Raw genomic sequence first — 13,074 nt, forward strand, 5'->3', positions numbered from 1 at the left:
GGCTTTGCATGGCAACGCAACCGTTCTCGCATGATCCGTCCCTGACGGCCGCTTTCGCCTCGCTGGGCACGCCGAGCGCGGCGTCCGCCGTCGACGAGCACGTGCGCGCCGTCGTGATAGGCGGCGGCACGGGCGCGCCGGTGTCCATCCGCACGCTGCTGTCGATGGGCGTCGAAACGAGCGCCGTCGTGGCGATGGCCGACGACGGCGGATCGACCGGCATCCTGCGCGAAGAGGCCGACGTCACGCCTCCCGGCGACGTGCGCAAGTGCATCGCCGCTATGGCGGCCGATCCGAGCGACCCTTTGACCAAGGCGTTCAAGTATCGGTTCTCGTTTGCGCGCAACCACACCCTGGGCAACCTCATGCTGTCGGCATTGGAGGATGCGGCAGGGTCGTTTCCCCAGGCTATCGCTATATGCGAGCGGTTGCTGCAAGCGCGGGGGCACGTGTACCCGTCAACGCTCGATCGGGTGTCGCTTGCCGCGCGCACGCGCGACGGGCGCATTTTAGAGGGTCAGGCGGTGGCGTGCCATTCGCGCACCGCGCTCGAATGCGTGCGGCTTCGCGCCGAGCGCGGCGTGGTGCCCTACGAGCCTGCGCTCGAGGCCATTCGCAACGCGGACCTCATCGTGCTGGGGCCGGGTTCCCTGTTCACGTCCATCATCCCGAACCTGCTGGTTCCCGGCGTGGTGGACGCCATACGCGCATCGAAGGGCAGCACGTTGTTCGTGTGCTCGCTCGCCGACATGCAGGGGGAGACGTGGGGCCTTGCCGCCCGCGAGCACGTGGATGCCCTCATGGATCACGGCATGCGCGGGCTGCTCGATTACGTGCTGGTGCATACGCAGGTGCCGTTGCGGCCCGATAGTCCGGCGACGGGCCTGTTCAGTGCCTTGGCCGGTGCCGAGCCGGAGCACGCTTCGACATCGGACATGGGCGATTTGGAGCTGTCGCAGCGGGTGCGTCCCGTGCGCGTCAGCTATCAGGACGTGCAGGCCATCCAGGCGCGCGGCCCGGTGGTCATCGCGCGCAACCTGGTGGATGCGTTGCGGCCTACCTGGCATGATCCGGCTGCGTTGCGGGAAGCGTTTTCGGGGGTGTTGCGCCTATGTCGTTCACGGCGGAAGTAAAAGACGAGCTGGCTCGCGTTCCACCCACCTGCTCGCATTGCGAGAAGGCGACGCTGGCGGCGCTCGTGCGCATCGAGGGCACGCTGTTCTTCAGCGGGCAGGGCAAGTACCGCATCGAGATCGCGACGGACGTCCCGTCCGTCGCGCGCCTGGTCATCAAGCTGCTGCACGAGCTGTACCACCTGGAGACGAACCTCACGGTGCGCCGCAGCGTGCTGCACAAGACGCCGAACTACCTTATCGAGGTGCCTTCCCAGGCGCGCTTGGCGGAATCGCTCGTCGACATGGGCGTGCTTTCCGCCGAGGGCGGCCTGATGATGGGGCTCACCTCGGATCTGGTGGCGAAGGAATGCTGTACTGCGGCTTATTTGCGCGGTGCGTTTTTGGGAAGCGGGTTCGTCTCGGATCCGCGCGGCGACTTCCATTTCGAGATCACGGTCGAAAACGAGGACTTGGCCGACAGCCTGGTGAGCCTGCTGGAGCGCAAGGGCATCAACGCGCGCGTCATGCAGCGGCGCAGCTCGTACATGGTCTACCTTAAAAGCGGCGCGGCCATCCTGGAGTTTCTGGCCTTCGCGGGAGCTCATCAAAGCGCGCTCGCCATGGAGAACGCGCGCGTCATCAAGAGCGTGCGCAACGACGTGAACCGGCAGACCAACGCCGAGATAGCGAATCAGGCCAAAGCGGCCAACGCTTCCGTTGACCAGCTGTACGCGATCCGCATGGTGCTGGAGGCGCACGGCATGGAGAACCTGCCGCCGGCGTTGCAGGAGTTCATCAAGCTGCGGGTCAGGTATCCCGACGCCACCCTCAAAGAGTTGGGGGAGCGAGCGAACCCTCCGCTGTCCAAAAGCGCCGTTTACCACCGCGTTCGCCGGATCGAGCAGATGGCGAAAGAGGTGCGCGGGTAGAATGGCGAGTGCTTGTGTTGTATTATCGGTTCGTGCCGTAAACGAGAAACTGAGTATCTTTATGAAAGGGGATACGCATGGCAATCAAAGTAGGCATTAACGGATTCGGCCGCATCGGCCGCCTGGCGTTCCGCGCGATGGCGAACGATCCCGAGATCGAGGTCGTGGCGGTTAACGACCTTGGCGATATTCCGACGATGGCCCACCTGCTCAAGTACGATTCCATCCACGGTCGTGCCTTCGACGCCGTCGAGGTTACCGAGGACGGCTTCGTGGCCGACGGCCATGCGGTCAAGGTGCTCTCGGAGCGCGAGCCCGCCAACCTGCCTTGGGGCGAGCTGGGCGTCGACGTGGTCGTCGAGTCCACGGGCTTCTTCACGGACGGCATGAAGGCCAAGGCGCACCTTGACGCCGGCGCCAAGAAGGTCGTCATCTCCGCGCCCGCCAAGAACGAGGACATCACCATCGTCATGGGCGTGAACGACGATCAGTACAACAAAGACGAGCATCACATCATCTCCAACGCTTCGTGCACCACGAACTGCCTGGCCCCCTTCGCGAAGGTGCTGCTGGACACGTTCGGCATCAAGCGCGGCTACATGAACACGATCCATTCCTACACCAACGACCAGAAGATCCTCGACCTTCCCCACAAGGATCTGCGCCGCGCTCGCGCCGCAGCCGTGTCGATGATCCCCACCACCACGGGCGCTGCCCGCGCGGTTTCGCTCGTGCTGCCCGAGCTCAAGGGCAAGCTGGACGGCTTCGCTACGCGCGTTCCCACGCCGGACGGATCGATGGTCGACCTGACGGTCGAGCTTGAGCGCGACGCCACCATCGAGGAGATCAACGCGGCCATGAAGGCTGCCGCCGAAGGCCCGATGAAGGGCGTGCTGGAATACACCGAGGACCCCATCGTGTCCATCGACATCGTGGGCAACCCGCACTCCTCCATCTTCGACAGCAAGCTGACCATGGTGATGGGCGGCGAAGGCAACTTCGTCAAGTGCATCAGCTGGTACGACAACGAGTGGGGCTACTCCAACCGCGTCAAGGACCTGGTGAAGATCCTGCTGTAGAGAAATGCTCGCTCCGTCGGCCTGACGGCCGGCGGAACCGCTCGACGCTGCGGGGCGCTGGGGCACCCGATCTTCGCACGATGCCGCGGGCTCGCGTACCCAAGTACGCTTCGCCCGCGTCCTCCCGCGAATCTCGGGCACCGCAGCGCCCCTCGCTGTTTTACTGCGCCAACCTGTCCGGTTGTTTTCGCGCTTCGCGCGAATCGAGGAAAAGGAGCACGCTATGAGGGTGCTGGGAATGGGCGCTCCGGAGCTGCTGCTGCTGACGGTTCCGTTCCTGCTTGCGGCAGGAGTTGCCATCTTCGCGATCGTCATGGCGGTGCGGCTTGTGAGGGCTGCCGAGCGAACGGCGGCGGCGACCGAGGCAATCGCCAGCGAAATGGCGCGCCGGAACGCGACGCCGGGCAACGGAAATCAATAGGTATCATTAGTCTGTGGAAGAGGGTTGTATGGCTGACATCAAGACCATCGACGAGCTGGACGCGGCGGGGAAGCGCGCGCTCGTGCGCGTCGATTTCAACGTGCCGGTGAAAGACGGCGTCGTTACCGACGACACGCGCATCCGCGCGGCGCTGCCCACGATCGAGAAGCTTGTCGCGCAAGGCGCGCGCGTCGTTCTCATGAGCCATCTGGGCCGTCCGTCGGGCGAGGGCTTCGAAGAGTCGTTCACGCTGCGCCCGGCCGCCCAGAAGCTTTCCGAGCTCATGGGCAAGCCCGTGGTGTTCGCCACCGATACCGTAGGCGCGGACGCGCAGGCCAAGGCGGCCTCCCTGCGCGACGGCGACGTGCTGGTGGTGGAGAATCTGCGCTTCGACAAGCGCGAGAAGAAGAACGACCCCGCATTCTGCGAAGAGCTGGCAAAGCTCGGCGACGTGTACGTGAACGACGCGTTCGGCACCGCGCATCGCGCGCACGCTTCCACGGCGGGCGTCGCGGCGCTGCTCCCCGCGTACGCGGGCTACCTCATGCAGCGCGAGGTGGCCACGCTCACCGGCATGCTCGAGGAGCCGAAGCGCCCGTTCGTGGCCATCCTGGGCGGCTCGAAGGTGTCCGACAAGATCAAGGTCATCGACGCGCTCATGGACAAGTGCGACACGCTCGTCATCGGCGGCGGCATGTGCTTCACGTTCCTGTTGGCGCAGGGCAAGCAGGTGGGTTCGTCGCTCAAGGAAGAGGATTGGATCGAGCGCGCGGCGGCCATGATCGCCAAAGCGGACGAGCGCGGCGTGAAGCTGCTGCTTCCCGTTGACGTGGTGTGTGCCGACCGCTTCGCCGAAGATGCCGAAACGCTCACGGTTTCGGTGGACGATATTCCCGATGCTATGATGGGCCTCGATATCGGACCTGAAACCGCGAAGCTGTACGCCCAGGCCGTGGCCGAGGCGGGCACCGTGTTCTGGAACGGCCCCATGGGCGTGTTCGAGATGGCGGCGTTCGAGGCCGGCACGAAGGCCGTGGCGCAGGCGGTGGCCGACAATGCGGAAGCCGACACCGTCATCGGCGGCGGCGACAGCGTTGCCGCGGTCAACAAGTTCGATCTGGCGGCGCAGATGACCTTCATCTCCACCGGCGGCGGCGCGTCCATGGAGCTTGTCCAGGGCGAGAAGCTCCCCGGCGTCGAGGCATTGCGCTAGCTGGCCGCATCCATCGCGTTTCCTCTATCTGAAAGGATGGTACGTATGAAGCGAACCCCTCTTATGGCGGGCAACTGGAAGATGAACAACACGATCGGCGAGGCCGTCGTGCTCACGCAGGAGATTTCCAACCAGTACGACAAGGGCATCTGGGGCGAGGACGTCGACATCCTCATCTGCCCGCCCTTCATCGACCTCAAGCCGGCGAAGACGGTTCTCGATTTCGACAAGGCGAAGGTTGCCGTGGGCGCCCAGAACGTGTATTGGGAGCCCAAGGGCGCCTATACCGGCGAGATCTCGGTGCCGATGATCAAGGAGATCGGCTGCGCGTGCTCCATCGTGGGCCACTCCGAGCGTCGCGAGCTGTTCGGCGAATCGAACGAGGACGTCAACCGGAAGGTCAAGGCTCTCGTCGAAGCCGGGCTGTACGCCATCGTGTGCGTGGGCGAGTCGCTTGCCGTGCGCGACGAGGGGGCGACGGAGGAGTACGTTTGCGCCCAGGTGCGCGCTGCGTTCGCGGGCGTTGACGTGCGCGATGCCGCAACGTGCGTCGTGGCGTACGAGCCCATCTGGGCCATCGGCACGGGCCGCACGGCTACGCCCGAACAGGCGCAGGCCGTATGCGCGGCCATCCGTTCGACGCTCGCCGACCTGTACGGCGAGGACGTCGCGCAGCAGATGCGCGTGCTGTACGGCGGCTCCATGAACGTCGGGAACGTGGACGATCTGCTGGCCCAGCCCGACATCGACGGCGGCCTGGTGGGCGGTGCCAGCTTGGAGGCGTCGTCGTTCGTCCAGCTGATCAAGGCGTGCCTGCGATGAGGCCCGCCAACACGACCTTGCCGGCTTGCCTTATCATCATGGACGGGTTCGGCTTGGCCGAGCCCGGTCCCGGCAACGCCATTTCGCTGGCGAGCACGCCGTGTTTGGACGACGTGTTCGCGCATCGTCCTTGGACGAAGCTCGAAGCGTCGGGCGAGGCCGTGGGCTTGCCCGACGGCCAGATGGGCAACTCCGAAGTGGGACACCTCAACATAGGCGCCGGCCGCGTGGTGTTCCAGGAGCTTACGCGCATCAACCGCGCGTGCGCGGACGGGTCGCTGGCGGCCAATCCGGTGCTCAACGACGCGTTCGCCGCGGCGTCGGCGCCGGGCGCGGCCCTGCACCTCATGGGCCTGCTGTCCGACGGCGGCGTCCATTCCTCCAACGAGCACCTGTACGCCCTTATGCGCGCGGCCAAGGCGGCGGGCGTTGGAAACGTTGTCGTGCATTGCTTCATGGACGGGCGCGACGTGCCGCCCAAGAGCGGTTCGGGCTTCGTGGAGCAGCTGGAAGCAGTGGCGGCGGAGCTTTCCGACGATGCGTGCGATGTGCGGATCGGCAGCATTTCCGGGCGCTATTTCGCGATGGACCGCGACAACCGATGGGAGCGCGTCGAGCGTGCGTGGCGCGCCATCGTGGAGGCCGAACCTTGCGTCGATCGCACGCCGGCCCAGGTCATGGCCGACTCTTACGCCGCCGACGTCACCGATGAGTTCGTGGAGCCCGTGGCGCTTTCGGATCGCGGCGTGTGCGACGGCGATGCGGTGGTGTTCTTCAACTTCCGTCCCGACCGCGCGCGCGAGCTGACTCGGTCCCTGGTGGATGCTTCGTTCGACGGCTTTGAGCGCAGCCGGGTTCCGCAGGTTTCGTTCGTCTGCCTGACCGAGTACGACCCCGAGATCGCCGCTCCCGTGGCGTACGCGAAGGAGTTTCCCGAAGACGTGCTGGCGGACGTGCTGGCAGCCGCCGGCCTTCGTCAGTACCATATCGCCGAAACCGAGAAGTACGCGCACGTGACGTTCTTCCTCAACGGCGGCCGCGAAGAGCCGAAGGCGGGGGAGGAGCGCGCGCTCATTCCCAGCCCCAAGGTGGCTACGTACGACCTGAAGCCCGAAATGAGCGAGCCCGGCGTGGCGTCCACGCTGGCTGCCGCCATCGATGCCGGCGAGGCCGACGTGTACATCGTGAACTTCGCCAACCCGGACATGGTGGGGCATACGGGCGTCATCCCCGCCGCCGTAGCCGCCGTGGAAGCGGTGGACGCGGGCGTGGGGCAGGTGCTCGCCGCCGTCGAGCGGGCGGGCGGCATCGCCTTGATCACGGCTGACCACGGAAACGCCGACAAGATGCTCGCTGAAGACGGAAGCCCGTTCACGGCCCATACCACGGCGCTCGTGCCGCTGGCGTTCGTGGACTTCGCGGGAACCGGGCGCACGCTCGACGGATCCCCGGGCGCGCTCTGTGACATCGCGCCCACGCTGCTGGAGCTGATTGGGCTGCCGGCCCCTGAAGCCATGACGGGAAGAAGCCTGCTGGCGTAGCTTCGCGATAGCGGGAGCCGACGTGGACGGGCGCAGGTCGGCCGGGTCGGCTCCCGCCTCGGTGGCGAAACGCGCTGCTGCTTGCCCTTGGCGGCGCGTTTCGCTATACTAGGCAACTTGCATACCGTTTGATTCCGAACGAAAGAAGAGACGAACCTTGAACCCGCTTCTCATCATCGTGATCGCCCTGCTCGTTCTGTCGGGCATCGGCCTCATCATTTTCATCTTGCTGCATTCCGGCAAGGGCACGGGCATCTCCGACATGATCGCCAGCTCCGTGTACTCCACGCAGACCGGCACGAGCATCGTCGAGAAGAACCTCGACCGCATTACCATCGTCTTGGCGGCGGTGTTCCTGCTGTCGCTTATCGTGCTCATGATCATCTACCCGCACGGCACGATCGCGGGGAGGTAGCACGCTGCGCCGGCCGTGGTCGGCGTGCGTGGTTTCAGCGGGAACGAAGCAGTATGAACGGGCGCCGTAACAGGCGCCTTTTCGCGTTGCAGGCGCTCTTCGGGGATCGATTGCGCAATGCGGGTCTTCGCGCCGTGCGAGGCGGACGTCCCCGGCGCATGTGCGTCGGGGAGGGGGATCCGCCTTCTTTTTCGGCCGTTGCGGCAAGGGGTGAAAATTCGTCAAAATTTCCCCTTCACAACGCGAAGAGGTTCGGGTAGAATAACCACCGTTGCTTTTCGCAACAAGTCGGAGTGGTGGAACGGCAGACACGCTAGCTTGAGGTGCTAGTGCCCGTATAGGGTGTGCGGGTTCAAATCCCGCCTCCGACACCAGTAAAGCTAGAAGGAGAGTCCGAGTGGCTCTCCTTTTTTGCATTTGCGCGCATCCTTTGAAAGGGGACGAACCATGGCCCGATCATTGACGACGAAAAGCCCCGTGTCCGATCGCATGCGCTCCATCAGGCGCGTTCTGTGGGGCATCCTGTTCTTGAACCTTGCCGTGGCCGCGGCGAAGTACCTGTACGGAACGTACAGCGGGTCGGCCTCCATGCAGGCTGACGGCATCCATTCGGTATTCGACTCGGCGGGCAACGTGGTGGGCCTGGTGGGCATCGCCCTTGCCGCGCGCCCGGCCGACGAGGGGCATCCCTACGGTCATGCCAAGTTCGAAACGTACGCCAGCCTGGTGATCGGCGTTCTGCTCTTGCTCGCGGCGTTCGAGGTGGGAAGCTCTGCGGTGGGGAAGCTGGCTACGCAAACGTACACCGCCGAGGTGGGCCCGCTGTCCTTCGCGGTCATGATCGGCACGCTGGCCGTGAACCTGGGCGTGACCGTGTACGAGCGCAAGCAGGGAAAGCTGCTGAAAAGCGAGATCCTGGCTGCTGACGCGAGCCATACCTTGTCCGACGCGCTGGTTTCCATCGGGGTCATCATCGGGTTGGCCCTGGTTTCCCTGGGCTTTCCCATGGCCGACCCCATTATGGCGCTCATCGTGACCGTGGCCATCCTGGCAACCGCCTACGACGTGTTCAAGCATGCGCTGGCAACCTTGTCGGACCATGCGCGCATCCCGGAAGAGGACGTGCGCAAGGCCGCTTTGGCGGTTTCCGGGGTGCAGGACGCCCACCGCGTGCGCACGCGCGGCACGGAGGGGGAGATTTACGTGGACCTGCACGTGCTTGTTGCGCCCGAGATGACCGTTGCGGCCGCGCACGACCTAGCCGACGAGGTGGAGCGGGCTGTGCGCCGACGGTTCGAAAACGTGGTGGACGTGCTCGTGCATGTGGAGCCCGACGACGGGCATAGCGAATGAGCGGGGGATTCTCGGCCGTGAGAGCCGTGTTCTTCGACGTGGGAAGCACGCTTTTGTACCCGAGCCCTTCGGTTGCGGAGGCGTTTGCGCGGGTGGCTCAGGAGCGCGGCCACGCTTTGACCGTGCGGGACGTGGAGCCTCACATGCCGGCAATGGATGCCTACTACGAGGCCGAATACCTGCGCGACGGCGATTTCTGGTGTTCCCATGAGGGCTCGGTTGCCATCTGGATGGACCAGTATCGCTACGTGTGCCACTTGACGGGCATTTCCCATGATGCCGAGGGCATGGCGCAGTCGGTGCACGAAGCGTACCGCAAGGGGGATCATTGGGCGCTGTATCCCGACGTCATGGACTGCTTGAGGGCGCTCAAGAAGCGGGGGCTGGCGCTGGCGGTGGTGTCGAACTGGGATGCGGGCTTGGAGGGGCTTCTGCGCGATCTGAGGCTGCTTCCGTACTTCGATGCCGTGGTGTCTTCGGCGGTGGTGGGATATCGCAAGCCCGATCCGGTCATATTCGATCTTGCGTGCGAGCAGCTGGGCGTGTGCGCGGACGCGGTGGTGCATGTGGGCGATCGTCCCGATGCGGACGGCGACGGTGCGTGCGCGGCCGGTATTCGCCCGATCATCATCGACCGGCACGATACCGAGTCCGACAGCGGTTACGAACGTGTTAGAATGCTGACTGACATTGACAAACTACTAACTTGAACGGGCTGAATGTGCGGCTCGGTTCGAATGCTCGATCGGGTGCGAAGCCAGGTGCGAAAAAAGTTGGAAACTTTTTTGAAAAAGTTCTTTGACATGTCGGCGAGTTCTGGTAGACTATTTGCTCGCTGGCACGGAAGAGATTCCAACGCCGAGTTTTCATGGGCGATTAGCTCAGGGGGAGAGCACTACCTTGACACGGTAGGGGTCACAAGTTCAAATCTTGTATCGCCCACCATGAAATGCAGAAAGCACTTGCGCAGGTCGCAGGTGCTTTTTTATTTGCCCTGCCCCGTTAGCGGCGCGTCCGGGAGGTGAACCCCCTTCGCCTCCCGGACGCGGACGATTTGCACGAACTGCATGCGGGGAAAGGCCGTCAAACCGCCAAACTGCGCATTAACCCTGTTAAGGGGGCTGGAATGTGCAATTTGAACGACATGGTCGCCCTGACCCCTACCCTGAGGGGCGAATCCGCTCCTGGTTTTCACGCGACGGCGCATCGATGCAGGTCGAAAGCCGTGAAAACGAGAATCCCTCTCCCGCCGGACGAAAATGCCCCTTACGGTAGGGGTCGATCCCCTGAAAAAAGCGAGGGGAGGTGAGCGCGGTGGCGCACGGAGAGGGAACCGTCAAGCTGATCAGCGATCCCGGGAAGCCCGAAAGGTACGAGGTGAGCGTGTCCCTCGGCTGGGACCCCGAGAAGGGCGGTTCCGAAGCGCGCCGGCGGAAGCTCGACTTCTCTATCGCAGGTCCCGATTCGCGCCCAGCTGTTGAATTCCCGGCGCCCGCCTTCGGTAGTGGTTTGCGACCTTGCCCATCCGGTACGAACCGACCGGCGCCGGCCTTGTGTCAAAAAAGTTGAGTTTTGCGGCGATTTTCCGCCTTGCCGAAGTGATGCGACGAAAGGTGTTTTTCATCATGCCTGGTCAGAGACTTACTGCCTGTGATTATCCTTGCTTAAGGACCAGCAAAACTCGTCCGTTTTGACAGAAGGTCCGGGCGAGTGCGCGGCTGTCCGCAAGCGTCCTCGGTGGCTTGCGTGGCGGCGGCAGCTTTGATGAGACGGCGGCTCGATGGCTTCAGAGCGTAGCGCCTTCGCGCGATCGCCTTATGTACCAGCCGTTTTCTAAGAATTTTCAAAAAAGTTGAAATTGGGGCTTGCGCGACTAGGGGAGTTCACGTAATATATTTCCTCGCCGATGCGGACGTGGCTCAGCTGGTAGAGCACGACCTTGCCAAGGTCGGGGTCGCGGGTTCGAACCCCGTCGTCCGCTCCATCGTCAGTGCAAGGCCGGCCAGGCCGAAAAGTTTTGGCCGGCCTTTTAATGACGGAAGGCTAAGATGGCGACGTGGCCAAGTGGTAAGGCAGAGGCCTGCAAAGCCTTCACCCCCGGTTCGAATCCGGGCGTCGCCTCCATCGTTTGAAAGAGCGGTGGAGTTGAAAAAGCAATACGCTAACATGCGGACGTGGCTCAGCTGGTAGAGCACGACCTTGCCAAGGTCGGGGTCGCGGGTTCGAACCCCGTCGTCCGCTCCATTACATGCAAAGCCCGGTGAAGTGATTCGCCGGGCTTTTTTCATGCAGCCCGCACGCTGCCATCTCGCCCCATCTCGCCCTATCTCGATCTACGCGCCGCCGCCGTTTGCCGGCTTGGCATTGCGCGAGCGTCGCTCTTTCGCTATCCTACGTTCTCAGACTACGCAAGCGCGTACGAAGGGGCGCACCACCTCGGGTGCGGTTCTCTTCGTGTGCGCTTTTTTGCGTCTTGGACTGATGACGACCGGAAAAAGAAAGGGGAGCGAATGGCGCAAGTGAACGGTGTGCAGCGACAAGACGTCGACGGCATGTCGCTTGCCGACGTCTTGTTGCTCGACGGGTTCGACGCATGGCGGGTTGCCTGCGAGCTGAACGAGGCCATCGTGTCGCCCGATGCGTACGCGACGGCTATCCTCGGGCCCGATGACGCGCTCGAAGTGGTGCGGTTCGTCGGGGGCGGCTGATGGACGCGCGGCAAACGGGAGAGGACGCGCTGGCGGCGCGTATCGGCTCGGATGCGCGCGAGCGGCTTCGGCAGGCGCGCGTGGGCGTTGCGGGCCTTGGCGGCCTGGGATCGAACATCGCGGTCATGCTGGCGCGATCGGGCGTCGGCGCGCTTCATCTGGTCGATTTCGACGTGGTGGACGAAAGCAACCTGAACAGGCAGCATTACTTTCGCGAGCACCTGGGCCATCCGAAGACCGAAGCGCTTGCCGAGCAGCTTGCGCGCATCGATCCGCGCATCGGGGTCGATATCGATTGCGTGCGGGTCGACGCGGCGAACGCTGCGCGGCTGTTCGAGCGCGAGCGCATCGTGTGCGAAGCGTTCGACGTCGCGGAGTGCAAGGCGGCCCTGGTGAACGCCCTGCTCGGCGAAACGACGGACACGATCGTGGTGGCGGGAAGCGGCATGGCGGGCGCGGACCCGGCTGATCGGATGGTCACGCGGCGGGCGGGCAGAAGGCTGTATGTCTGCGGGGACGGCTCGTCCGACGTCGCCGATGCGGCGCTGTACGCGCCGCGCGTGGCCTTGTGCGCCGCACAGCAGGCTTTGGTGGTCGTACGCTTGGCGTTGGGGCTTGAGGAATAGTCGAAGAAATAAAGAAACAAGAAATGTGCGCTGCGCCAAGCTGCGGGCTTCGGCGCGGTTGGGAAGGAAACATCTATGGGGTACGAACCTGATGCATGGTCGCTTGGAGGGCGCACGTTCACGTCGCGCTTCATTTTGGGATCGGGGAAGTTCAACCTCGATCTGGTGGAGGCTGCGGTGCGCGACGCCGGCGCCCAGATGGTGACGCTGGCGGTCCGTCGCGCCAACACGGGACAGGAAGACAACATCCTGGACGCCATTCCGGAAGGGGTGACGCTGCTGCCGAACACGTCGGGCGCGCGCACGGCTGAGGAAGCCGTGCGCATCGCTCGCCTGGCGCGCGCCATGGGCTGCGGGGACTTCGTCAAGGTCGAGGTCATCCGCGATGCGGCGTACCTCATGCCCGACAATGCCGAAACGGTGCGCGCTACGGAGCTTTTGGCGAACGAGGGCTTCGTCGTGCTTCCCTACATGTTCCCCGACCTTACCACGGCGCGCGACCTGGTGAGCGCCGGCGCGGCTGCGGTGATGCCGCTGGGCGCGCCCATCGGGTCGAACAAGGGGCTTGCCGCGCGCGACTTCATCAAGATCATCATCGACGAAGTGGACGTGCCCGTTATCGTGGACGCCGGCATCGGGCGCCCTTCGCAGGCGTGCGAGGCCATGGAGCTGGGGGCGGCCGCCGTCATGGCGAACACGGCTGTGGCAACCGCCGGCGACGTCGCGCTCATGGCCGCTGCGTTCAAGCATGCGATCGAGGCGGGTCGGGCGGCGTACCGCGCGGGTTTCGGGCGCGTGCTCGAGCGTGCCGAGGCCTCGTCGCCTTTGACCGGGTTCCTGGCGGATTAGGGG

General features: G+C 64.3%; 13 protein-coding genes and 5 tRNA genes. All 18 read left to right on the top strand.

Annotated features, from left to right (window positions below):
• The first annotated feature begins 8 nt into the window (after window positions 1–8).
• The 18 genes from yvcK (at window position 9) to LG373_RS03855 (ending at window position 13,071) form a co-directional block, all read left to right on the top strand.
• A complete protein-coding gene (gene yvcK, locus LG373_RS03770) occupies window positions 9–1,133 on the top strand; it encodes a gluconeogenesis factor YvcK family protein (protein ID WP_216529500.1) in 1,125 nt (374 codons plus the stop codon).
• On the top strand, window positions 1,112–2,044 hold the full coding sequence (whiA, locus tag LG373_RS03775; RefSeq protein ID WP_114566916.1) for a DNA-binding protein WhiA: 933 nt from the start codon (window positions 1,112–1,114) through the stop codon (window positions 2,042–2,044). The genes yvcK and whiA overlap by 22 nt, the downstream gene beginning before the upstream one ends.
• Window positions 2,045–2,121: 77 nt before the next feature.
• Entirely contained in the window at window positions 2,122–3,123 is a 1,002-nt protein-coding gene (gene gap / locus LG373_RS03780) for a type I glyceraldehyde-3-phosphate dehydrogenase (protein WP_114566915.1), read from the top strand.
• Between the two features lie 223 nt (window positions 3,124–3,346).
• Entirely contained in the window at window positions 3,347–3,544 is a 198-nt protein-coding gene (locus LG373_RS03785) for a hypothetical protein (protein WP_114566914.1), read from the top strand.
• Between the two features lie 28 nt (window positions 3,545–3,572).
• Complete coding sequence (gene pgk, locus LG373_RS03790; protein WP_114566913.1) at window positions 3,573–4,757, top strand: phosphoglycerate kinase; 1,185 nt, start codon at window positions 3,573–3,575, stop codon at window positions 4,755–4,757.
• A 45-nt stretch (window positions 4,758–4,802) separates the two neighbouring features.
• Window positions 4,803–5,579 (top strand): triose-phosphate isomerase, encoded by a 777-nt coding sequence (tpiA, locus tag LG373_RS03795; RefSeq protein WP_225749054.1) that lies wholly within the window; start codon window positions 4,803–4,805, stop codon window positions 5,577–5,579.
• Complete coding sequence (gene gpmI / locus LG373_RS03800; protein WP_225749055.1) at window positions 5,576–7,120, top strand: 2,3-bisphosphoglycerate-independent phosphoglycerate mutase; 1,545 nt, start codon at window positions 5,576–5,578, stop codon at window positions 7,118–7,120. The genes tpiA and gpmI overlap by 4 nt, the downstream gene beginning before the upstream one ends.
• Before the next feature lie 157 nt (window positions 7,121–7,277).
• Window positions 7,278–7,535 (top strand): preprotein translocase subunit SecG, encoded by a 258-nt coding sequence (gene secG, locus LG373_RS03805; protein ID WP_114566910.1) that lies wholly within the window; start codon window positions 7,278–7,280, stop codon window positions 7,533–7,535.
• 287 nt (window positions 7,536–7,822) lie between these two features.
• Window positions 7,823–7,909, top strand: a tRNA-Leu gene (locus LG373_RS03810).
• A 73-nt stretch (window positions 7,910–7,982) separates the two neighbouring features.
• Window positions 7,983–8,888, top strand: a complete 906-nt coding sequence (locus LG373_RS03815) for a cation diffusion facilitator family transporter (RefSeq protein WP_225749056.1) — start codon at window positions 7,983–7,985, stop codon at window positions 8,886–8,888.
• The gene (locus tag LG373_RS03820) at window positions 8,885–9,598 is read left to right on the top strand and encodes an HAD family hydrolase (protein WP_114566908.1); all 714 of its coding nucleotides are present in this window, start codon (window positions 8,885–8,887) and stop codon (window positions 9,596–9,598) included. The genes LG373_RS03815 and LG373_RS03820 overlap by 4 nt, the downstream gene beginning before the upstream one ends.
• Before the next feature lie 160 nt (window positions 9,599–9,758).
• Window positions 9,759–9,833: transfer RNA gene (locus LG373_RS03825), tRNA-Val, on the top strand.
• Between the two features lie 963 nt (window positions 9,834–10,796).
• Window positions 10,797–10,872 (top strand) — tRNA-Gly (locus LG373_RS03830).
• Window positions 10,873–10,938: 66 nt separating this feature from the next.
• Window positions 10,939–11,012: transfer RNA gene (locus LG373_RS03835), tRNA-Cys, on the top strand.
• A 44-nt stretch (window positions 11,013–11,056) separates the two neighbouring features.
• A tRNA-Gly gene (locus tag LG373_RS03840) sits at window positions 11,057–11,132 on the top strand.
• 266 nt (window positions 11,133–11,398) lie between these two features.
• Window positions 11,399–11,596: a sulfur carrier protein ThiS gene (thiS, locus tag LG373_RS03845; protein ID WP_225749057.1), complete on the top strand. Its 198-nt coding sequence runs from the start codon at window positions 11,399–11,401 to the stop codon at window positions 11,594–11,596.
• Window positions 11,596–12,222, top strand: a complete 627-nt coding sequence (thiF, locus tag LG373_RS03850) for a sulfur carrier protein ThiS adenylyltransferase ThiF (RefSeq protein WP_225749058.1) — start codon at window positions 11,596–11,598, stop codon at window positions 12,220–12,222. Before thiS ends, thiF begins: the two co-directional genes overlap by 1 nt.
• A gap of 75 nt (window positions 12,223–12,297) precedes the next feature.
• A complete protein-coding gene (locus LG373_RS03855) occupies window positions 12,298–13,071 on the top strand; it encodes a thiazole synthase (RefSeq protein WP_225749059.1) in 774 nt (257 codons plus the stop codon).
• The last annotated feature ends 3 nt before the right edge of the window (window positions 13,072–13,074 follow it).

The sequence above is a fragment of the Paraeggerthella sp. Marseille-Q4926 genome, assembly GCF_916618935.1.
GTDB lineage: Bacteria > Actinomycetota > Coriobacteriia > Coriobacteriales > Eggerthellaceae > Paraeggerthella > Paraeggerthella hominis.